The sequence below is a fragment of the Erythrobacter sp. JB1-7 genome (assembly GCF_057365015.1).
The window spans coordinates 1,863,399-1,883,523 of record NZ_CP200291.1; the positions used below are offsets into that span (position 1 = coordinate 1,863,399).

The following is a 20,125-nucleotide window of genomic DNA, read 5'->3' on the forward strand; positions in this document are numbered from 1 at the left end:
ACCTATTCGGCGGGTTCAGCCATGGGTGAGGGCGCTTTTGGCGCGAACATTTTGCGTTTCTTTCTCTCGCGCCCAGCGCCGCCCGATTTCATCACACGCTTTTTAAACAGGATAGATCCGCCTTTGACTAGCAGGCCAACCCACACGGCCTGCCATGCGAGCGCTGCGGCGTGGATCCAAAGCGTTTCGTCCATCGCTGCGCGCGCCAGCATGGCGAAGGGAGAGGATAGTGGGAAGGCCATGGCATAGGGTTCCATCCACGCACCGCCGGGGGTGAGAGTGAAAGCGGCGATGAAGAACACCATCAGCTGCATCATGGTGACCGGCATCGACATGGTCTGCACTTCGCGCACGGTGTTCGCCATGGCGCCAATGGTCAGGAACAGTGAGCCGAGCAGCAGATACGCCATCGAGAAATAGGCAACGCCCAGTGCGAGGAACATCGGCCAACCCAAAGCGGGGCCTGGCAGATTGCGGTAATCGGTTTGGGTGACGGTGACGATGGCGTCCTCAGCAATTGCCCAAAACGCCCAGCCGACAGTGCCCCAAACGGCGATGCCGACAAACGACACACCCAGCATCGCGAACAATTTGCCCATAAACACGGCATCCATCGGAATAGCGGCGGCAAGGATTTCGATGATCTTGTTGCCTTTTTCCTCTGCTAGGTTCGACAGCACCATCCCGGCCAAAAGCATGGTCAAAAGGAACAGCACCATTTGCGCAGCTTGCGCGGTTTTGATCCGGCTGGACCGCTCTGATGCCGCGCTGCTGGCAACGGTTTGGGTTGCGACAGCGGGGAAGCTTTGCGGCGTAGTGCTGGCCCCGGTCGACGCGATCAGGCTGATCGGCCCTTTCCAGCGCGCGACCTGTCCTTCGGTCCCGACCAATTCGGGCGCGTCAATTGTGCCCGTGACAATCGCGACATAGCTGCCTTTGCGCTGTTCTAGAAAGCCGCGCGCGTCAAATTCGGGATCGCTTGCAGCATCGGGAATAATCGCGAGCGCAGGCACCGCGCCGCCCAATTGCGGGCGCAATGTCTCCGCGCCGCGCAGCAGGGCCGCTGCGTCATCGGATGGCATCGCAATGCCAATTTCAGCAATCGCGGCCTCGCGCGACACTTGCCCGCCAATGCTGCCCGCAAGTCCGCCGACGATGACGGGAAAGAGCGGGCCAAGCAGAAAGAACAGAAATGCGCGGCTGAACAGCACCGCGACAAAATCGCGCCGGGCGATGACCCAAGCGGCCTCCAGCCGGGAAAGGCGCGGTTTGACATCAAGCGTGCTCATGCATCGGCTCCCGCCTGATCGGCTTCAAGCTGCCGGGCCGCGGCCTCGCCCGCGATCGCGACAAAGGCATCGTGCAGGCCTGCACGCTCAATCGAGAGAGACAATATGCCCGCTTCACCCGCGATCAGGTCTTTGAGCAAAGGTTCAACGCCGGTTTCGGGCAGCGAGAAATAGAAGAAATCCCCTTCGCGCCGGGCATCATCCGGCAATGCTTTGGTCCAGCCGCCCGTCCGGGCACGGGTTTCCAGCCGAACCTGCGCAGGGATGCGGTCGCGCGCGGTTTCGACGCTGCCCGCATAGGGCACTTTGCCGCCCGCAATAATCGCGACGCCTTCGCACAGGCGTTCGGCATGGTGGATGACATGGGTGGAAAAGATCACCGTGACGCCGTCTTCGGCGAGCGAGCGGATCATCCTCTCCAGCTTGCCCTGATTGATCGCATCAAGGCCCGAAAATGGCTCATCCAGCACCACCAGGCGGGGGCCGTGCACCAATGTGCCGAGCAATTGGACGGTTTGCGCCATGCCTTTGGACAGCTGCCGGATTTGCCGGTCGGCGGCGTGGGATAAGTCGTGGCGTTCCAGCAGTTCGAGCCCGCGTTTGCGCCCTTCAGCCTTGGGCAGACCGCGCAGCGCGCCCATAAACGCAATCGCCTCAATCGCTTTCATCGCCGGATACAGCCCGCGTTCTTCGGGTAGATAACCGATCAACCGGCCCACATCATGCGGCCGGTCATGGCCAAACACGCGGCGCACGCCTTCATCAGGGTCAATAATCCCCAAAAGCATGCGCAATGTGGTCGTTTTGCCCGCGCCATTGGGGCCAAGAATGCCGTAAATCGCACCTTCGGGCACGGCGATATCCACGCCGTCAACCGCGCGGGTGCCGTCAAAGCTTTTGACCAGACCGCGCGCTTCGATTGCGAGCGGGCGCGCATCGGCAATGGGATCTTCATCCGCCGCTGCACCGGCCTGTGTGTGATTGTGCGAAGCCACAGTTTCGCTTACCGCCATATCCATGAAAAGGCGAGTTAACGGGTGAGACTAAACGGGAGTGCCCCCAAGCATGGTTAATTCAGGGGTAACACTTGGCTCGCAAAGCCCGTTTGAAACGCGGCTCGAAGCGGCTGCGCGCGATCTTGGATTTGTGGCTTGCGGGATTGCCAGCGCTGCGCGCGATCCGGTGCGCGTCCAACGGCTCGAACACTGGCTGGGCGAAGGGCATCACGGCACGATGGAGTGGATGGAGACCCGCGCGGCCGAGCGCGGCTCCCCCAAGGATCTATGGCCCGAGGCAAACAGCGTCATCGCGCTCGGCATGAGCTATGCACCGGCGCGCGATCCGATGGAGCTTGAAGCCTATCCTGCCCACGCGCGAATTTCGGTGTATGCGCAGGGCAAGGATTATCACGATATCGTCAAAAAGCGGCTGAAAGCGCTGGCCCGCTGGATGATCGCCGAGCAGCCCGAGGCCGAGGTGAAAGTTTTCGTCGACACCGCCCCGGTGATGGAAAAACCGCTGGGAGAGGCGGCGGGGATTGGCTGGCAGGGTAAGCACACCAATCTGGTCAGCCCCGATCATGGCAGCTGGCTGTTTCTGGGCGCGATTTACACGACATTGAAGCTTACGCCGACAGGGCCGCAACGCGATCAATGCGGATCGTGCCGGGCCTGTCTCGACAGCTGCCCAACCGATGCCTTTCCCAATGCCTATCAGATCGATGCGCGGCGGTGCATTTCATATCTGACGATTGAGCATAAAGGCCCTGTCGAAGACAATTTGCGCAGTGCGATGGGCAACCGGATTTACGGCTGCGATGATTGCCTTGCGGTGTGCCCGTGGAACAAATTTGCCTCCGCTGCTCATGCCATGCGCGAATTTCTCCCCCGTGCAGAATTGGCAGCGCCCAGGCTGGCAGAATTGTTGGCGCTTGATGATGCAGGGTTTCGCAGCCTTTTTTCAGGCTCTCCGATCAAGCGGATTGGGCGGGACCGGTTTGTGCGCAATTGCCTTTATGCGGCGGGCAACAGCGCCGACACCAATCTGCTTGCAATGTGTGAGGCGTTAAAGGCTGATCCCGATCCCGTGGTTGCCGATGCGGCAGAATGGGCGGCAGCGAAGCTTACATCATCTGTTTAAGCTGAACTTCGGTATCGGCCAAAAGATCAGGGTCCACCCGTTCCACGCCCGCTTTGAGCATTTTCGAGCCCTGCACGTAATCTTTCATCGTGTTCACGCAATCAAAGGCGATGGGCCGGCCTTCTTTCAGATAGACAATCGTAAACTTGCGTGCTCCCGGATCGCCGCGCAGCACTGTGGCATCATAGCCTGTGTTCAGCCCTGCGGTTTGCAATTTGAGATCATACTGGTTTGACCAGAACCACGGCAGCGCTTCGTATTTTTCTTTCTCGCCCATAATGGCGCGGGCGACCGTGTTGGCCATATCATGCGCGTTCTGGACCGATTCCAGCCGGATCACCGCGTTATCGGCATATGAATTGGCATGCGCGGCGCAGTCACCAATCGCGTAAATATCATCAAGCGTGGTGCGGCAGACATAATCCACGTCAACACCGTTTGACCCTGCCGCCCCTGCGGCGATCAGGGGGCCAACGGCGGGCACAATGCCAATGCCGACAACCACCATATCGCATGCGATATTTTCGCCCGTATCCAGCGCCACTCCGGTTACTTGTCCATCGGTGCCGACAATCTCGGTCACCGCTTGGCCAAGGCGTACATCCACACCGTGTTCGCGGTGTTCATGCGCGTAAAATTCTGACAATTCTTCGCCAGCCACTCGCGCGAGCAAACGGTCAAGCGTTTCGACCAGAACCACTTCGCAGTTCAATTTGCGCAAGACCGCAGCCGCTTCCAATCCGATATAGCCGCCGCCGATGACAACCGCGCGCCGTGCGCCTGCCTCAATCGCAGCCATCATCGCATCGGCATCGCGTTTGTCGCGGACGTAGAACACGCCTTTTTGATTGGCGCCTGTGGTGGGCAATCTGCGCGGATCGCCGCCGCCTGACCAGATAAGCTTGCGGTAGCCAATGACGCTGCCATCTGACAAAGTGACCGTGTGCGCCATCCAGTCAATATCGGTGACAGCACTGCCGAGTGCCAGATCGATCCCTTTATCGGCCCAGAATTTCTCGGGCCGGATCATGATCCGCTCAAACGGTTTGTCGCCGGACAGATATTCTTTGGACAAAGGCGGGCGTTCATAGGGGGGCACCGCATCGCGCCCGATCATCAGGATTGATCCCTCGTGCCCCTGCTGGCGCAAAGCAATCGCAGCCTGCGCGCCGCCATGGCCTGTGCCGACAATGACGATATCCGCCTCGCGTGCCTGTCCTGCCATGTCTTTCGCCCTTATCGCAAATAAGCCGCGCCTGACTTGCGCCAATTGAGCGCAAGGTCAAGTCTTAGGGTTCAAGCAGATTGCGCGCTTGGCTTGCAATTTGCGCGAGCACAGTGGGCACAACCGGGTTCTGGTTCTGCGCTCGTTCAACCATGCTTTTGAACTGGCGAATGGCGGCCGCATTGTCATCGGCCCATTGCTGGATCGCGGCTTCGGGATCGGTGTCTTTTCCTGCGAGAAGTGCGCGCAAAAGATCGAGCCGCATCTGCTGGAAATCGCGGGCAAGGCCCACGACCAGCAATCGCTCCCACACATCGGATGGCTCCATCATGGCAGCGGTGCGCTGTGCCCAATCGATGCCGAGCCGGGCGCCCAGATCGGTGAAAGCGGCGGTTAGCTTGGTAATGCTGACTTCGGAATTGCGCGACAGGCGGGCAAGACCGGCGGCTCCGTCCATTTCGAACAATTGGACGATTTTGCCGGCCAGACCCCCAGGCGTTCCCGCCTCTTTCAGCTCGTCGCGCATCGCATCGGATTGACGCCGCGTCTCGCCCATGACGAGATCATGCGTGGTCCCTGCCAATTCCTTGATCCCCGGTGCCAATTCGCCTGCAAGATCGCTGGGCTGCTGGCGTGCGGCCCCTGCGCGCAGCAGGTCGCCCATATGCGCGCGCAAGGCCTGGCCGGTGCGTTCGAACAATTCGATGCGGGTGGCCTCGCTTACTTTGGCATCGTCAATTTCGGTCCACAAAGTGCGCATGTCGAACAAAGTGTCCACCGCGACAAAAGTGGAAGCAATCGCTTCCAGCATCGCGCCTTCTTCCTCGGCCAGTTCGAACACGGCCAGCGGCCCCATGGAATTGACAATGCGATTGGCGAGCTCGGTTGCGATCAATTCACGGCGCAAGCGGTGATCGGTGATCGCGCCTTTGAAACTGCCGCGCATCGGTTCGGGGAACATCGCGATCAGATCAGTTTCGAGCGCGGGATCACCGGGCAGATCGCTGGCTTCGATCGCGTCTTGCAACACCAGTTTGGTGGTCGATAGCAGCACCGCGAGTTCGGGACGGGTCATCCCCTTTCCATCGCTCGCGCGGCGTTTGAGCATCTCGTTATCAGCGAGCCCCTGATTTTCGCGATCAAGCGCGCCCAGTTCTTCGAGCCGTTCAATGAGGCGGATATAGGAATCCATCGCCTTTGCCCCGCCCGCCTCTGCAATCGACAAAGCGAGCGCTTGCAGCCGGTTATCCTCCAGCACAATCGCGGCGACTTCATCGGTCATTTTCTCAAGCAGATTGTTGCGCTTTTTCTCTGTGAGATCGCCATCGCGCACGGCAGAAGCGAGCGCGATTTTGATGTTCACTTCGTTATCGGAACAATCAACGCCTGCCGAATTGTCGATGAAATCGGTGTTAATCCGCCCACCTCTAAGCGCAAATTCAATGCGTCCTGCCTGCGTGATGCCCAGATTGGCGCCTTCGCCGATAACCTTGGCTGACAGATCGCGCGCATTGACGCGCAAGGGATCATTGGCGCGGTCACCGACATCCGAATTGCTCTCGCTTTCCGCCTTGATATAGGTGCCAATCCCGCCAAACCAGATGAGATCAACGCGCGCTTTCAAAATGGCGCTGACCAGATTGTCAGGTGTGATTTCGGTTTCATCGAGGCCCAACATGGTGGCAGCCGTTTTGGAAAGGCTGATGCTTTTGGCACCGCGTTCAAAAACGCCGCCCCCGCGCGAGATCAGGTCTTTGCCATACTCATCCCAGCTTGAGCTCGATTTATCGAACAATCGTTTGCGCTCTTTCCAGCTGGCAGCAGGATCGGGCGTAGGATCGATAAAGATGTGGCGGTGATCGTAAGCGGCAACCAGTTTGATTGCTTTGGATAGCAGCATGCCATTGCCGAACACATCGCCCGACATATCGCCGCAGCCGACAACTTCGATGCTGTCTTCCTGCACATCCACGCCCATTTCGAGGAAATGGCGCTGAACGCTGACCCACCCGCCGCGTGCGGTGATGCCCATGGCTTTGTGATCGTATCCGTTGGAACCGCCGCTGGCGAAGGCGTCGCCCAGCCAGAAATCCTGTCCCCGCGCAATGCCATTGGCGACATCGGAGAAGCGCGCAGTGCCTTTATCGGCGGCGACCACGAAATAGGGGTCTTCGCCATCATGGATGACGACATTGTCAGGGTGGACGACTTTGCCTTTTACGATGTTGTCCGTGACCGACAGCAAGGTGCGGATGAACACTTCGTAGCTTGCTTGCCCTTCGGCGGCCCAGGCATCGCGGTCCTGCGCTGGGTTGGGCAATTGTTTGGGGTAGAAACCGCCTTTTGCGCCCGTTGGCACGATCACTGCGTTTTTAACGCGCTGCGCTTTCATCAGGCCGAGAATCTCAGTGCGGAAATCATCGCGCCTGTCTGACCAGCGCAGCCCGCCGCGCGCGACCGCTCCGCTGCGCAAATGGATCCCTTCGACCCGGCGCGAATAGACGAAAATCTCGCGCCATGGCACAGGCTTTGGCAGGTCGGGAATGCACTCAGACTGGATCTTGAACGCGAGCGCTTCGTCTGCGGCATCGGCAAAGGCATTGGTGCGCAGCACGGCATCAATCACCGCGCGGTACAATCGCAGCAGCCTGTCATCATTGATCGCGGACACTTTGGCGAGGCCTTTGTCAAAGGCATCTTTGGCGGATTTGACCGCTTTGTCCCGGTCGCCGTCAAAGTCTGGATCGTGGTGCGCGATAAACAGATCGATAATCGCGCGGGTCACACCCGGCGCAGCGCTGAGCGCATCGACCACGGTGTAAATGGTAAAGCCCATGCCCGTTTGGCGCAGATAGCGATAAACCGCGCGCAGCCACATTGCCTCGCGTGCGCTCAATTCCGCTTCGGTGACAAGCCGGTTGAACGGATCATCCTCGGCGCTTTCATTTAGCACTTCGGCAATTGCGCCTTCGATAATGTCCGCGCGTTTCAGCAGCGCATCAGCATCCGCGCCGGGAGCCAGCGCCAGTTTGAAATCATGCAGCGTGCCAAGCTGTCCGCCATCCAGTACAATGTTGCGTTCCGATCCCACGCGAAAACCGAAATTCTCAAGCGCTGGCACAGTGTCAGACAGGGTCAGTGAGCCGTCCACATGCGCAATTTTCAGCCGTAAGTGACCCTCCGCGCCTCCTTCATCAGCGCTATCAAGCCGGTACAGCCGTGCATCACGTTTTTGCGTTTCGCCCTCCTCGCCAGAGGCAAGCGCGCGCAGCCGGGCGATATCGCGCGCAGCTTCGCCTGCGCCATATTCGGCGCGGTATTCGGCCGGGAATGCATCGGCATAGCGCGCAGCAATGGCATTGGCGCGGCCTGCATCTTCGGTTTGGGAAAGTTCTTTTTCAACCGCTTCGCCCCAGCCGCGCAGCAATTCTTCCAATTGCGCTTCGACCTCATCGGCATCGGGCACTGCGTCGGCTGTGCGGGTGTCGATCAGGAATTGCAGCATCGCCAGCGTGCTGCCTTCAACCTCAAGGCTCCAATTGAGAACCGCAGCGCCGGGTGCCTGCGTCAACAAATCTCGGATTTGCAGGCGGGTCTGCGTGTTCAGCATATCGCGCGGCAGCCAGACAAAGGCAAAGACATGGCGGCGCAATGCCGAATTGACCAGCACCAGCCGGGGCCGGGGGCGATCGACCAGGCTCATCATGGCCGTGGTCAATCGGCGTGTGTCTTCGCTGCCAAATCCGATTAGCAGATCATGCGGCAATGTGGTGAATGCATGGACGAGCGCTTTTCCGGCATGGCCGCTGCGGTCAAATCCCAATTGGGTGGTCAACTGTGCAAGCGATCCGCGCAAAACCGGCACATCTTCGGGCCGCGCGGCCAATGCGGCGCTGGTCCAGACGCCTGTGTGAACGGACAGGCTGGCGGTTTTTCCGTCTTCGCGATTGGGCACGATGAACAGGTCAAGCGGGACGCGGCGATGCACCGATGACATGCGGTTGGATTTTATCACCAACAGATCGCGCGGCGGGCCATCACCGCCGTTTTCATCGAACCAATCGAACGCCAGATCGTAGGAAGCATCGGATAAAAGAGGATCTGTGTTGCGGCGGCAAATGCCAAGCGCTTTGCTGTTGGTGCCATCGCGCTGGCGCGTGAGGTGACCCAGCTGGGTTAGCATGCCATTGTTGAGCCATGTCAAAAGGGCGGCTGCTTCGGGGCTGGCCGCGCCCATGCTGGCGGCATCGCGTTCCATCGCCTTTTGCACTTTTCGCCAATCGGCAACCGCTGCGCGCACATCACTTAGGGTGGCGCGCAATGTGCTGAGCAGATCTCGCCGCTGGCGCGCATCAATGCGCGGCGTTTCGATATAGATGAAGCTTTCGGCAAGGCTGCCTTCTGCATCCTCATCCGGTTTTGCAAGGCCTGTCAGTTCGCCATCATCATCGCGCGAAATTTCGATGACAGGATGCACTAGGCAATCAATGTTCAAAGAATGCGCGGTGATCGCCCCTGCAATGGAATCGACCAGAAACGGCATATCATCATTGATAATGGCGATTTGCAGACGGCGGCGTTCTTCGGTGGTGGATTCCAGTTTGAGCGCGCTTTTGCCCGGCGTGCGTTTGGCCGCGGCGTCCAGCAGGAACCGGGCGGCCTCATCCAGTTGCGCGTCGTCCATCGGGGTGTCGCCCGGTAGCAGGGACGCTTCAAGATGCTGAATGAGCGGCTTTGCAAATTTGGTGTTGGGGGCTTTGGATTTCGCCGTCTTCGTGGCCATCAAGTGCGCTCCTGACATCCTGCGCGCGGGCAATATTATTGTCCCGCTTTGTTGTTATCATGCGAGCAATAGGCGCTTTGATGGGGGGACTGCAAGCACGTTTGAACCCGGATGAAAGGCAGACCAAAGGTTTTACGCGGGCGTTATAGCAGGCAATCTCGCAGCAGGGCGCGCGGATTTAGGCCGGAAGCGGCGCTTTCATTGCTTCCAGCGTCAATTCCAGCGAAGAAATACGCGCATCGGGATCGTAGGTTGATCCGCACAGCATGATCTCATCGGCCCTGGTCCGCTCGACAAAAGCAGTGATCTGATCGCGCACCATTTCAGGCGTGCCCACCGCGCTCGCCTGCCCGACATGGGCGAGCATGGCTTGATGCTGCGCGGGCAATTGATCGAGGTAATCGGGGATCGGCGGTAGCAGCTTGCCCGGCGTGCCCGATCGCAATTGCACAAAGCTTTGCTGCTGGCTGGAGGCGAGCGTTTTTGCGTGCTCATGCGTTTTCGCGGCAAAAACATTCATTGCCACCATCACATAAGGCTGACTGAGCGCGGCAGATGGCTGGAAATCGCGGCGGTAAATTTCCAGCGCTGCATCCAGATGATCGGGCGCGAAATGCGCAGCAAAAGCATAAGGCAGGCCCAGTTTGGCCGCGAGCTGCGCGCCGAACAGGCTGGAGCCGAGCATCCACATTTCGGGCTTCGCGCCAAAACCTGGGGTGGCTTTGAACGGCAGATCGACATCGCCTGTCAAAAGCGCGCGCAGTTCGGCCACATCATTGGGGAAATATTCCGAGGCCCGGGCCAGATCTTTGCGCAAAGCGCGCTGCAATTCGGGCCCTGCGCCCGGCGCTCTGCCAAGGCCAAGGTCAACGCGCGCTGGAAACAGCGCATCCAGAGTGCCAAATTGTTCGGCGATCTGAAAAGGGGTGTGATTGGGCAGCATGATGCCGCCCGATCCAATGCGGATGGTGCGGGTCGCATTGCCGATATGAGCGAGCACCACCGATGTGGCGCCGCCTGCAATGCCTTCCATCGCGTGATGCTCTGCCACCCAGAAACGGTTGCAGCCAAGGCGCTCAGCAGCCTGGGCCAAGGCGGTGGCGGCTGCGAAAGCGTCGCTGATCGTGCTGCCTTCGCGCACGGGGACAAGATCAAGGACGGAGAAACGGGTCATGCGCCGGGCACCTCATAGGGGATTGTGGGCGATGTGGGTTCAGCGGGCGCAGTTTCAGCGGGCGCGGTCTCAGCGGGCGCGGTCTCAGCGGGCGCGCGTTCGGGGGCGGTTTGAGTGGGGGCAGGTAAGGCCCGCGCAGGAGCGGTTTCAGCCGGGCCGATCTGCGCCAGATACCCTTTTGCGGTTTCGGCAAAGGGCGTGCCCGCTTGCGTATCCACCACCGATTGCCAGCTTTGGCGCGCGGCATCCTCGCGCCCGGCCAGCACTGCGATCACGCCTGCTTCCAGCCCAATTTCACCGTTTTGCGGCGATAAGGCAGACGCGCGCTCTATCGCGGTTTGCGCACCCGCCAATCGGTCCATTCGGCGCAGCAAAGTCGCTTTAAGCAGCCAGCTTTCAGCAATGCCGGGTTCGAGCACTGTCGCGCGTTCGAGCGATGCCAGCGCCTCGTCAGGACGCTCCAATGCAACCAGCGCGCGCGCTTTATCGTTTGCAGCAAGAGCTTCCAATGTGGCCGATGCGGCGCTGCTGGCATCGCGCTGTGCAATGGTTAGCAGCGCCAGCGCTCCGCTCGCATCGCCGCCTGCCAAAGCTGCATTGCCTGCCATGGTCCCAAACCGTGCGCGTGCGCGGGTGTCATCGCCGGGGGAGCCGTTGCGCGCGGCGAGAAACGCGGTGCTGGCATCGGCCCACAGGCCAAGCTCAGTGGCAGCCAGCCCCCGGCAATGCTGCGCGATGACGGTGTCTTGTGCGCTCAACGCTTCGGTCAGGCGGATTTGCGCCTGCGAATGAGCGCGCGCCGGATCTGTCTCCAGCTGCGTGAGGCATTCAGCCAGCCATTTGCTGGTGGGATTATCCGGTTCCTGATTGTCCAAACGCGCAGGCCGGTCGCGCAATTCATCATGCGGGTTGATCGGCGGCAAAGCGCTGGGATTGGGGCCAACCTGCAAAGCGGCAGCAATAAGCGTTGAGGTCAAGAGCACGGGAGAAGGTCCATCAATAAAAGCCGCGCACCGCTGATTGTAACAAAGCGATATCCGCATCGCGCGACAAGCGGTGATCGCCGTCCTTAATCAGCGTCACCTGTATATCATCCGAACGCAGCGCCTTTGCCAGCCTCAGCGATATGTACCACGGCACATCTGTATCGCGCTGGCCATGCAGCAAGCGCACCGGGCAGGTGATATCAATGTCGCTTTCAAGCAGCAGATTGGCCTCTGCATCGCGAAAGAACAGCGGATGCGTGGGGGTGGGATCGGGGCCGTAAGGGTTGTCTTCATAAACGGTCTTGCCCGCGGCCAATTGCGCGCGGCGAGCGTCATTAATGCCCCAGCGGGTGAAATCGGGCGCTGCGGCGATCCCGATCATGCCTGCCAGCCGGTCTCCCAAGGCGCGCCCTATCAGCAACATCAGCCATCCGCCCATTGACGATCCGACAAGCAGGACGGGGCCATCCACCTGAGCGCCGATTACGGCGAGCACTTCATCGCGCCACCGCGACAAGGCGCCACCTGCAAAATCGCCCGAACTTGCCCCGCAGCCGGAATAATCGAGCAGCAGCGCAGAGCGGCCCTCAGCCTTGGCATGCTCGAACAAAGCGGTCGCTTTGCCGCCAGACATATCGGACATATAGCCGGGCAGAAAGACCAGCGCCGGCCCTTTTCCAGCAGGCCCTTTCCCAGCCGGCCCTTTCCCATGCGTACGGCGAAAGGCGATGCGGCGGCCATCTGCCATTTCGTGGAATTGAATATCGCTCATGCGCAGGCCATGCCATTGGTGTCACACACTCGCAATCCCGCCAGCTTAATGAGACGCGCATGGTCACACCCTTCACCGCTCAGCCCGCCCGTCCGCAGAACCAATCAGCCGCAAATGTTTCGCGGCGCGGTCTGTTTACTTTTGCAGGAGCAGGGGCGGCATTGGCGGCAACGCCGCTTCATGCGCGCACTTTTGGGACAGGTTTCACTCATAATGTCGCAAGCGGGGAGCCGGGTCAGGACCGGGTGCTGCTTTGGACGCGCTACGCTGCTGATGCGCCTGTAACGCTCGAATGGCAGGTGAGCGAAAGCGCGGAGTTCACCTCCACCATTGCCGCTGGCTCCGTCACTGCATCGCCTGCGCGCGATGGCTGCGTTAAACCGGTGGCCACCGGGCTGCGGCCTGATAGCTGGTATTATTTCCGCTTTATCGCGCCCGGTGGCAGCATGTCGCCCGTGGGCCGCACTCGCACTTTGCCGCAGGGCCCTTCTGCCGCGTTCAAACTGGCGGTGTTTTCGTGTTCGAATTATGGGTTTGGCTGGTTCAACGCCTATGCCCATGCCGCCCAAGCGAATGATTGCGATCTCGCCGTGCATCTGGGCGATTACATCTACGAATATGGCGCGGGCACCTATCCTTCACCCGGCCAGACCCATCCCGATCGCAGTGCGCTTTCTCCTGGTACAGAGATCATAACGCTGGCCGATTACCGCCTGCGTTACGCGACCTACCGCGCGGACCCCGATCTTAAGCGGCTGCATCAGGTGCTGCCGATGATTGCCATCTGGGACGATCATGAAAGCGCCAATGACAGCTGGCGTGATGGCGCGCAAAACCATCAAAGCGCTGCCGAAGGCGATTGGCAGACGCGCAAAGCCATCGCCAAACGGGTCTACCGCGAATGGATGCCCGTTTCTGATGAACCTTACGCCGCCTATGATATTGGCGATCTGGCGACTTTGTTCCGGCTAGACACGCGGCTGGAAGGGCGCGAGGAGCAATTCAGCGTTGAAAAGCTGTTGAGCGGCCAATCCGATCCCGATGCCATGACCGCTTCTTTGCGCGAATTTGCTAGCGGAGATTACCTCGATCCTGATCGCCAGATGCTGGGCGCGCGGCAAGAGGCGTGGCTCGCGCAGGGGATGGCATCGTCAAAGAAGCGCGGCGCGCGCTGGCAGGTGCTGGTGCAGCAGGTGTTGATGGGCAAAGTGCAGGCCCCGCAATCGCTGTTCGAGGCCCTGCCGCAAGGCCTGCCCGATTATCTTAAGCGCCGATTGGAAGCGGGCGCGCTCGCGCGGCAGGCGGGTCTGCCGCTCAATATGGATGCCTGGGATGGGTATCCCGCCGCGCGCGACCGGCTGTTCCAATCCGCATTGGAAGCGGATGCCAATTTGATCGTGCTCGCCGGTGACACCCACAATGCTTGGAATTTCAATCTGGCGCATAAAGGCGAAGCGGTCGGGGTGGAATTTGGCGTGGCGTCGGTAAGCTCGCCGGGGTTCGAAGGGTATCTCTCGATGATCCCCGCCACCACAATGGCGGGAGCGTTAACCGCTGAAAATGCCGAGCTACAATGGTCTGACACATCGCAGCGCGGCTATATGATGATCGGACTCGGCCCGGACCGCGTTGTCACCGAATACCGGTTTACGGACGGTGGAAGGACGCGCTCAGCCAAGCTTGCTGGCACGAAAAGAATCGTGACCGAGGCTTGATAGCGGCGTGATCGAGCGTGCTGGGGGCCTCAATAGCGGTGCCGGTATCCTCGCTCGACTTTGCAGAGCGGTTCGCTCAAAGCACGTCCCATGAATTCTGAAATCACGGTTCAACCGCCCAAATGGCCGCTTGCCGCCTGGCTGAGTGTTGGTCTTGCAGGCGTCGCCGCACCGCTGGCTGCTTTGGCGTTGCTGGACATATCTGATGGAGTGCCGCTCGGTTTAACTCTCGCTCTTATGGGGGCGGGCATGATTGGAGCGGCCGCTTCTGGCAGGTTATGGATCGGCGTGACGCTGGCTGCGCTCATCGGTCTTGCCCTTATCGCAGGCGCATTGGCGATAGGCAGCGGCGCTGCCTTCAGCGCGCTTGTTATGGTGCCAGCCATTGTCATCGCGGCTTTCAGCTTTGCGGCGCGCGGCGCTTTGTTTGCACGGTCCATGCCGGGTCTGGGCTGGTGCATGGCTGTCTTTGTGGTGATGGGCGAAGCGGCGATTATTCTCACCGCTTTTGCGATGCCCGGCACATTGCCGGATTGGCTGCTTGTGCTTTTGCCAGCGCAATGGACGAATGCCGCGATCCAGGCTGCGTTGGCCCTCACATCGCCTCAAGCGGCGGGCATATCAGGGCCTGCTCCCGTCCTCATTGCGCTTGCAGGAACGGCGGCGACCACTTTGTTTGCAGCCGAAATGCTGCCGCGCAAATGGCCCTATCTCATCATGTTTTCGGCATGGCTGAGCGCGTCCGCGCTGGTCTGGTATTGGCCCCAATTGATTGCAGCTTAGCGTTTTTCGCGCTTTCAGTTTTTTGGAACACCCTGCCATCCTGCTTGTAAGCGGGATGAAGGAGACAACAATGCTTAGCAAAATCATCGGAGCCGCACTTGGCGGAAAACTCGCGCAGCAATCCAAATCAATGGGCGGCACGACCGGCGCTATGATTGGTGCTGCTGCGCCATTTGTTCTGAGCCGGATCAGCCTTCCTGCAATGATCGCATTGGGCGTCGGCGGCTATGCAGCGAAGAAGTATTTTGGCAAGTCCAGCGACGAGCAATCAGGCGATGCCGCCGAGCAAAAGCCGCTGAAAAATGCTGTGCCAACAAAGCCAAAGCCAGCCAAGTCAAAGCCGGCAAAAGCGAAACCCCCGGTCGCATCAATCCCGCAACCTGCAACGAGCTAACACTCAGCCGGTTGTTCCGCCAGAACAGCGACACTGAACAAAGCCCTGCCGATTGCGGCGGGGCTTTTTCGTTTGGGCGGGATTATTCGCGGCTAAAGATCGCCTCAATTGGCAATTCGAACACTTCGGCAATTGTGAACGCCAGCGGCAAAGATGGGTCATAACGCCCTTTTTCAATCGCATTCACAGATTGCCGCGAGACGCCGAGCCGGTCGGCGAGGTCTTGCTGAGACCAATCGCGCTCTGCACGAAGGACTTTGAGGCGGTTTTTCATGTCTGCCACCCCGTCATACCGCACCCCACGTGCCGTGCTGTACCCGGTTCAAAACGGCGCCAATAAACAACCCCACGAACCATGCTGCAGCCCACCAATACGCGTCCAGATGCGGGACCAGGGCTGCGTATTCCAGAAACCCCCAGACAGACGCAAGGCTCATCGCAAAACCTGAGGCGATAAGCGCTTGGCGAACCACCAGCATGCGTATGAATTCATCGGCTTCCTCAACAATCAGCCGTGCAATGGACCAGAACACTCCGATAGTGGCAAAGCCAGGTACCAGCGCTGCGAGAACTTGAATGGATTGCGGCGCGGCCCATTCGCGCTCGACGAATGTGATGGCGGCAAATCCTGCCAAATACAGCGATGTAAAGATCGCCACGCGCTTGATGTAGCGCTGCTGCGCGGCTCCTTTGGGGATGCAATCAGAGCCATTGCCGGAAGGCTGATCGCTGCTGGCAAAGGTGTAAGCAGATCGCATCATTGCGCCAAATGTCGCGATCGGCAGCAGCAAAAGCAGCAAAGCCGGTGTGCCTTCAATAGCCTCAGTCACGCCGAGTGCGACCACTGTCGCCGTTGAAAGCAAAGTGAGCGTCCCCCAGAACAAAGGCCCGCGACCAAACACGCCGTTGCGATTTTTTGTTTGCCTGTTCACCGAAGGTACCCCTTACCGCAGCCCTGATCGAGATTGAGCGCGGCCCATGCGCCACCTGAAAGCCCGGTGATTATGGCAAAGCTGGCAGCATCGCTCGCATTCATTGCGGACGTGATGACAGCGGCGATAAGGATCAATGAAGCCCAAAGAAGTGCGGTTTGAGTTCGTGTCACTAGGAAAGCTCCCTTTCTAATATGGAAAGGACACTTGCCACCAATGGGAAGGAATGTCAAGCTTGCTTTCCATCCAGCGCATCCTGCTTTCCTACTAAGGTGGCGAATTGCTAGGTTGGTCAGTGCGCTTGTCATTCGCGCTTTTTATGCCCTGTGGCGGGGCACGGCGGGGCGTGATGGGGCGTGATGGGGCGGGGCGGGTCCGCGATGGTGCGTTGCGAATTGGAAAGGTTACACTTGGGTTTTTGTTTTGCGAAACAAGCGACTGAAATTGAACATGTCCTGCGAAACTCAAACTTTTGCAAAAACCCCCGTCACCGGTCCATGTCCAGGCCACCACGCAGCAGCGAAGTGGGCGTGACAGCGGCGATTGCAATCGCTATGGGATCGCCATGGCAAAGCTGCTCACCACGACCACTATCACTACCACCACGACCTCGGATGATCCGGGGCGGGTCGCGGTGCGCTAAACCAGGCACCCCGCCGCCCGATCGAAGGGCGGCACGGCGGCCGCCTTCGCAATCGGTCAAAACACAACACTCGCCGCTTCAAGCGCGCGCCGCGCTGTGCCATGGCGTGCATCAGAATTGGAAACGGACAAGACCGCGATGACCGAACTGCTCAAGATAAGCCTGCCCGATGGCTCCGTGCGCGAGATGGAACGGGGAGCCACGCCCTATGATGTGGCAGCCGCAATCGGCCCGGGGCTGGCCAAGGCGGCTTTGGCTGCGCGGGTCAATGGCGAAGTGCGCGATATTGGCCGCCCGTTCGATGGCGATGCCGAGCTGGCTCTGATCACGGCGAAGGATGAGGCCGACGCGCTTGAGCTGGTGCGCCACGATTATGCGCATATCCTGGCTGAGGCGGTGCAGGCGCTCTATCCCGGCACGCAGATCACCTTTGGCCCGGCAACCGATGACGGGTTCTACTATGATGTGATGGCGCCGGAATCGCGCGAACCGTTCAGCAGCGAGGACTTGCCCGCAATCGAAGAGAAAATGCGCGAGATCATCAAAGCGGACAAACCGCTTCGCCGCGAGGTGTGGTCGCGCCAGCAGCTTATCGACAAATGGCAATCCGAAGGCGAAGCGTTCAAGGCGGAATGGGCCGAGGGGCTGCCCGAAGGCGAGGAGCTGACGGTCTATTGGTCGGGTGATGACTGGCTGGATATGTGCCGGGGCCCGCACCTTGCCTCCACCGGGAAACTCGATCCGCAAGCGTTCAAGTTGATGCGGGTGGCGGGCGCATATTGGCGCGGTGACCAGAACAACGCGCAATTGACGCGGATTTACGGGACGGGCTGGCTCAACAAAAAGCAGCTTAAACAGCACCTCCACAACCTTGAAGAAGCCGCCAAGCGCGATCACCGCAAGCTGGGCCGCGAGATGGACCTGTTCCACTTGCAGGAAGAGGCGCATGGCAGCGTGTTCTGGCACCCCAAGGGTTACCGGATCTGGCGCGAGCTGGAGGCCTATATGCGCCGCAAGATGGACGCGAGCGGCTACCGCGAAATCAAGACGCCGCAGCTGATGGATGTGCGCCAGTGGGAGCAATCAGGCCATTGGGGCAAATATGCTGAGAACATGTTCGCCGTCCCCGATATGGTGCCGCAAGTGGACGAAGACGGCGATGGGGCGGCCAAGCCTTCGGTGGAGAAAGACGCCGACTGGATGGCGATCAAGCCGATGAATTGCCCGGCGCATGTGCTGGTCTTCAAACAGGGGATCACATCTTATCGCGATCTGCCGATCCGCCTTGGCGAGATGGGGTGCTGCCACCGCAACGAACCCCACGGCGCGCTGCACGGATTGATGCGCGTGCGCCAGTTTACGCAGGACGATGCGCATATCTTCTGCACCGAAGAACAGGTCGTCGAAGAGGTCCGCGCTTTTTGTGAACTGGCCAACAGCGTCTATCAGGACTTCGGCTTCACCTATCATGTCAAGCTAGCCTTGCGACCCGAAAAACGCTTCGGATCAGAGGCGGACTGGGACAAGGCGGAACAGGAATTGCGCGATGCCGTGGCAGAAGCGGGCATGGCGAATGAAGATTATGGCTGGGAAGAGCTGCCGGGCGAGGGGGCGTTTTATGCGCCAAAGCTTGAATGGCACCTCACCGATGCGATTGGCCGGACATGGCAGGTTGGCACAATCCAGGGCGACCGCGTTTTGCCTGACCGTTTGGATGCGACCTATGTGGGCGAAGATGGCGGAAAGCATCGCCCCGTCATGCTGCACCGCGCGATTTTCGGTTCTTACGAGCGCTTTATCGGCATCCTAATCGAACATTTTGCCGGACGCCTGCCTGCATGGCTTGCCCCAGAACAAGCCGTGGTCGCGCCGATTGTGTCTGACATTGATGGCTATGCTGGCGAGGTCTTGGCGAAGCTGGAAGCGGCTGGAATTCGCGCCAAGGCAGATCTGCGCAACGAGAAGATCAACTATAAGGTGCGCGAACACTCACTCGCAAAGGTTCCGTATATGCTGGTGGTCGGCAAGCGTGAGCAGGAAGAAGGCACTGTTGCCATCCGGACGCTGGGTGAAAAAGAGCAGCGCGTCCTGCCTTTAGAAGAAGCGATTGCAATGCTGAAAGAGGCGGCAACGCCGCCTGATTTGCGTGGGTGAACGGCTAAACCAGGGGTTTGACATGAAGATTTTGACCGTGTTTTCGATGCTCCTCAATATCTTCGTGTTGGTGCCAGTGACCTTTGGTATCGCGACCAATGCGGATTGGACAGGCGCAGCCTATGGCTCCGATAGTCCCGCCCGAGGAATCGTGCTCGCTTTCTACTTGGCCATTCTGATCGCTTCGGCGGGGTTCCTGTTCAAACCCATGCCCGAAGCTGTCACGGCGATGCTTGCCCTCCAGATCATCTACAAGGTGCTCACCCCGGTCACTGTGGGCACCGTTTCCAACCCCGTGGTTATGAGCAATCTGGGGATCGCCGCGTTTCATGCGATTACGTTGTTCGTGATCCTGTTTCGAGCCGACGTTTAGTCAACCCAGCGCGCGGCCAAGACAGGACCTCCGCCGGGTTCGCGCAGGACAAGCGCGTATTTATCGGCGCCCGGCAGCCGCAATTGCGACGCTTTGAGCGCGTAGCTTGCCTTGCCGCCATTCCATGTTGCGATGCGCTGTTCGCCAATCAGGACATTGGTGTAGGTCACCGTGTGGCCGCCATTTTCGCCGCGGCCAATCGCCACATCTTCGCGTGTGGACACACCAAGAAGCATGAGCTCAGCCGCCTTCTCGCTAGAGCCATTGATACCGACGCCGAACCCGCCATTGGCTTTTTCCAGTCTGATAACAGCGCGCATTGAGCCGCGTGCGCGCTCTACCAAGGTGCGAACCGCGCCTTCTTTGGAACCCACTTCGCCCAGACGTCCGGCCACCACGCTTTGCGGAGTGTAGACACCGTTATATCCGGCAAGGCCGCGGCGCGCATAATCGCGTTGCAGCTCCGTGTTCGATGGCTTGGCAAATGTGTCTTTCCATCCCAGCCTGTCCCAATAATCAACGGGGCGCGAAACCACGATCAAATTGGCCTCGCGCGCCAGTTTTGCAGCGAGCCGGTCAGCCGGGGGGCACGATGAGCAACCCTGACTGGTGAACAATTCGATCAGCACAGGCTCATTCGCCAGAGCGGGCAAGCCATTCGGACCAGATTGCGCGTTGGACGAATTGGGCAGGAGCAGCGGCGCTGCTGCAAGGATGATAAACACCGCAAGGGCGGCAGCAATCTGGCGTTTCACACTCAACC

Annotated in this window: 18 protein-coding genes; 7 read left to right on the forward strand and 11 right to left on the reverse strand. The window is 59.6% G+C overall.

What is annotated here, in order from left to right:
* Positions 1 to 2: 2 nt before the first annotated feature.
* Entirely contained in the window at positions 3 to 1,289 is a 1,287-nt protein-coding gene (locus AC0V6W_RS09105; protein WP_486149264.1) for an ABC transporter permease, read from the reverse strand.
* Positions 1,286 to 2,308 carry an ABC transporter ATP-binding protein gene (locus AC0V6W_RS09110; RefSeq protein ID WP_486149266.1) on the reverse strand — a complete coding sequence of 341 codons (1,023 nt, stop codon included), beginning with the start codon at positions 2,306 to 2,308 and terminating at the stop codon, positions 1,286 to 1,288. Before AC0V6W_RS09110 ends, AC0V6W_RS09105 begins: the two co-directional genes overlap by 4 nt.
* Before the next feature lie 46 nt (positions 2,309 to 2,354).
* Between AC0V6W_RS09110 and queG the strand changes: the two genes are divergently transcribed.
* Positions 2,355 to 3,428 (forward strand): tRNA epoxyqueuosine(34) reductase QueG, encoded by a 1,074-nt coding sequence (gene queG / locus AC0V6W_RS09115; RefSeq protein WP_486149268.1) that lies wholly within the window; start codon positions 2,355 to 2,357, stop codon positions 3,426 to 3,428.
* Here queG and AC0V6W_RS09120 read toward each other — a convergent pair.
* The 5 genes from AC0V6W_RS09120 to AC0V6W_RS09140 all read right to left on the reverse strand — a co-directional run bounded on the left by AC0V6W_RS09120 (position 3,412) and on the right by AC0V6W_RS09140 (position 12,368).
* The gene (locus AC0V6W_RS09120) at positions 3,412 to 4,653 is read right to left on the reverse strand and encodes an NAD(P)/FAD-dependent oxidoreductase (RefSeq protein ID WP_486149270.1); all 1,242 of its coding nucleotides are present in this window, start codon (positions 4,651 to 4,653) and stop codon (positions 3,412 to 3,414) included. The two genes, queG and AC0V6W_RS09120, sit on opposite strands and share 17 nt — an antisense overlap.
* Before the next feature lie 64 nt (positions 4,654 to 4,717).
* Entirely contained in the window at positions 4,718 to 9,436 is a 4,719-nt protein-coding gene (locus tag AC0V6W_RS09125; protein ID WP_486149272.1) for an NAD-glutamate dehydrogenase, read from the reverse strand.
* A 178-nt stretch (positions 9,437 to 9,614) separates the two neighbouring features.
* Entirely contained in the window at positions 9,615 to 10,610 is a 996-nt protein-coding gene (locus tag AC0V6W_RS09130) for an LLM class flavin-dependent oxidoreductase (RefSeq protein WP_486149274.1), read from the reverse strand.
* Positions 10,607 to 11,593, reverse strand: a complete 987-nt coding sequence (locus AC0V6W_RS09135) for a tetratricopeptide repeat protein (RefSeq protein WP_486149276.1) — start codon at positions 11,591 to 11,593, stop codon at positions 10,607 to 10,609. The genes AC0V6W_RS09130 and AC0V6W_RS09135 overlap by 4 nt, the downstream gene beginning before the upstream one ends.
* A 13-nt stretch (positions 11,594 to 11,606) precedes the next feature.
* On the reverse strand, positions 11,607 to 12,368 hold the full coding sequence (locus tag AC0V6W_RS09140) for an alpha/beta hydrolase (protein ID WP_486149278.1): 762 nt from the start codon (positions 12,366 to 12,368) through the stop codon (positions 11,607 to 11,609).
* Positions 12,369 to 12,427: 59 nt separating this feature from the next.
* Between AC0V6W_RS09140 and AC0V6W_RS09145 the strand changes: the two genes are divergently transcribed.
* From AC0V6W_RS09145 to AC0V6W_RS09155, 3 genes are all read left to right on the forward strand, one after another.
* Positions 12,428 to 14,083 carry an alkaline phosphatase D family protein gene (locus AC0V6W_RS09145; protein WP_486149280.1) on the forward strand — a complete coding sequence of 552 codons (1,656 nt, stop codon included), beginning with the start codon at positions 12,428 to 12,430 and terminating at the stop codon, positions 14,081 to 14,083.
* A 90-nt stretch (positions 14,084 to 14,173) separates the two neighbouring features.
* Entirely contained in the window at positions 14,174 to 14,866 is a 693-nt protein-coding gene (locus tag AC0V6W_RS09150) for a hypothetical protein (RefSeq protein ID WP_486149282.1), read from the forward strand.
* Between the two features lie 70 nt (positions 14,867 to 14,936).
* Entirely contained in the window at positions 14,937 to 15,260 is a 324-nt protein-coding gene (locus AC0V6W_RS09155) for a hypothetical protein (protein WP_486149284.1), read from the forward strand.
* Positions 15,261 to 15,342: 82 nt separating this feature from the next.
* Here the strand turns inward: AC0V6W_RS09155 and AC0V6W_RS09160 are convergent, their stop codons facing one another.
* From AC0V6W_RS09160 to AC0V6W_RS09170, 3 genes are read right to left on the reverse strand one after another with little or no spacing between them, the layout of a single operon-like run.
* A complete protein-coding gene (locus AC0V6W_RS09160) occupies positions 15,343 to 15,534 on the reverse strand; it encodes a helix-turn-helix transcriptional regulator (RefSeq protein WP_486149286.1) in 192 nt (63 codons plus the stop codon).
* Between the two features lie 13 nt (positions 15,535 to 15,547).
* Positions 15,548 to 16,192, reverse strand: a complete 645-nt coding sequence (locus tag AC0V6W_RS09165) for a hypothetical protein (RefSeq protein WP_486149288.1) — start codon at positions 16,190 to 16,192, stop codon at positions 15,548 to 15,550.
* Positions 16,189 to 16,365, reverse strand: a complete 177-nt coding sequence (locus AC0V6W_RS09170; RefSeq protein WP_486149290.1) for a hypothetical protein — start codon at positions 16,363 to 16,365, stop codon at positions 16,189 to 16,191. Before AC0V6W_RS09170 ends, AC0V6W_RS09165 begins: the two co-directional genes overlap by 4 nt.
* 299 nt (positions 16,366 to 16,664) lie before the next feature.
* Here AC0V6W_RS09170 and AC0V6W_RS09175 point away from each other — a divergent pair, with 299 nt between their 5' ends.
* The 3 genes from AC0V6W_RS09175 (at position 16,665) to AC0V6W_RS09185 (ending at position 19,362) form a co-directional block, all read left to right on the forward strand.
* Positions 16,665 to 16,835: a hypothetical protein gene (locus AC0V6W_RS09175; RefSeq protein ID WP_486149292.1), complete on the forward strand. Its 171-nt coding sequence runs from the start codon at positions 16,665 to 16,667 to the stop codon at positions 16,833 to 16,835.
* Between the two features lie 138 nt (positions 16,836 to 16,973).
* A complete protein-coding gene (thrS, locus tag AC0V6W_RS09180) occupies positions 16,974 to 18,989 on the forward strand; it encodes a threonine--tRNA ligase (protein ID WP_486149294.1) in 2,016 nt (671 codons plus the stop codon).
* A 22-nt stretch (positions 18,990 to 19,011) separates the two neighbouring features.
* Entirely contained in the window at positions 19,012 to 19,362 is a 351-nt protein-coding gene (locus tag AC0V6W_RS09185; protein ID WP_486149296.1) for a hypothetical protein, read from the forward strand.
* Here the strand turns inward: AC0V6W_RS09185 and AC0V6W_RS09190 are convergent.
* A complete protein-coding gene (locus AC0V6W_RS09190) occupies positions 19,359 to 20,117 on the reverse strand; it encodes a DUF1223 domain-containing protein (RefSeq protein ID WP_486149298.1) in 759 nt (252 codons plus the stop codon). The two genes, AC0V6W_RS09185 and AC0V6W_RS09190, sit on opposite strands and share 4 nt — an antisense overlap.
* Positions 20,118 to 20,125: the final 8 nt, after the last annotated feature.

Coding starts and splice junctions, on each gene's coding strand:
- AC0V6W_RS09185 (WP_486149296.1), top strand. CDS start 19,012: ATGAAGATTTTGACCGTGTTTTCGATGCTCCTCAATATCTTCGTGTTG.
- thrS (WP_486149294.1), top strand. CDS start 16,974: ATGACCGAACTGCTCAAGATAAGCCTGCCCGATGGCTCCGTGCGCGAG.
- queG (WP_486149268.1), top strand. CDS start 2,355: ATGGTTAATTCAGGGGTAACACTTGGCTCGCAAAGCCCGTTTGAAACG.
- AC0V6W_RS09120 (WP_486149270.1), bottom strand. CDS start 4,653: ATGGCAGGACAGGCACGCGAGGCGGATATCGTCATTGTCGGCACAGGC.
- AC0V6W_RS09125 (WP_486149272.1), bottom strand. CDS start 9,436: ATGGCCACGAAGACGGCGAAATCCAAAGCCCCCAACACCAAATTTGCA.
- AC0V6W_RS09150 (WP_486149282.1), top strand. CDS start 14,174: ATGAATTCTGAAATCACGGTTCAACCGCCCAAATGGCCGCTTGCCGCC.
- AC0V6W_RS09110 (WP_486149266.1), bottom strand. CDS start 2,308: ATGGATATGGCGGTAAGCGAAACTGTGGCTTCGCACAATCACACACAG.
- AC0V6W_RS09160 (WP_486149286.1), bottom strand. CDS start 15,534: ATGAAAAACCGCCTCAAAGTCCTTCGTGCAGAGCGCGATTGGTCTCAG.
- AC0V6W_RS09155 (WP_486149284.1), top strand. CDS start 14,937: ATGCTTAGCAAAATCATCGGAGCCGCACTTGGCGGAAAACTCGCGCAG.
- AC0V6W_RS09145 (WP_486149280.1), top strand. CDS start 12,428: ATGGTCACACCCTTCACCGCTCAGCCCGCCCGTCCGCAGAACCAATCA.
- AC0V6W_RS09130 (WP_486149274.1), bottom strand. CDS start 10,610: ATGACCCGTTTCTCCGTCCTTGATCTTGTCCCCGTGCGCGAAGGCAGC.
- AC0V6W_RS09140 (WP_486149278.1), bottom strand. CDS start 12,368: ATGAGCGATATTCAATTCCACGAAATGGCAGATGGCCGCCGCATCGCC.
- AC0V6W_RS09105 (WP_486149264.1), bottom strand. CDS start 1,289: ATGAGCACGCTTGATGTCAAACCGCGCCTTTCCCGGCTGGAGGCCGCT.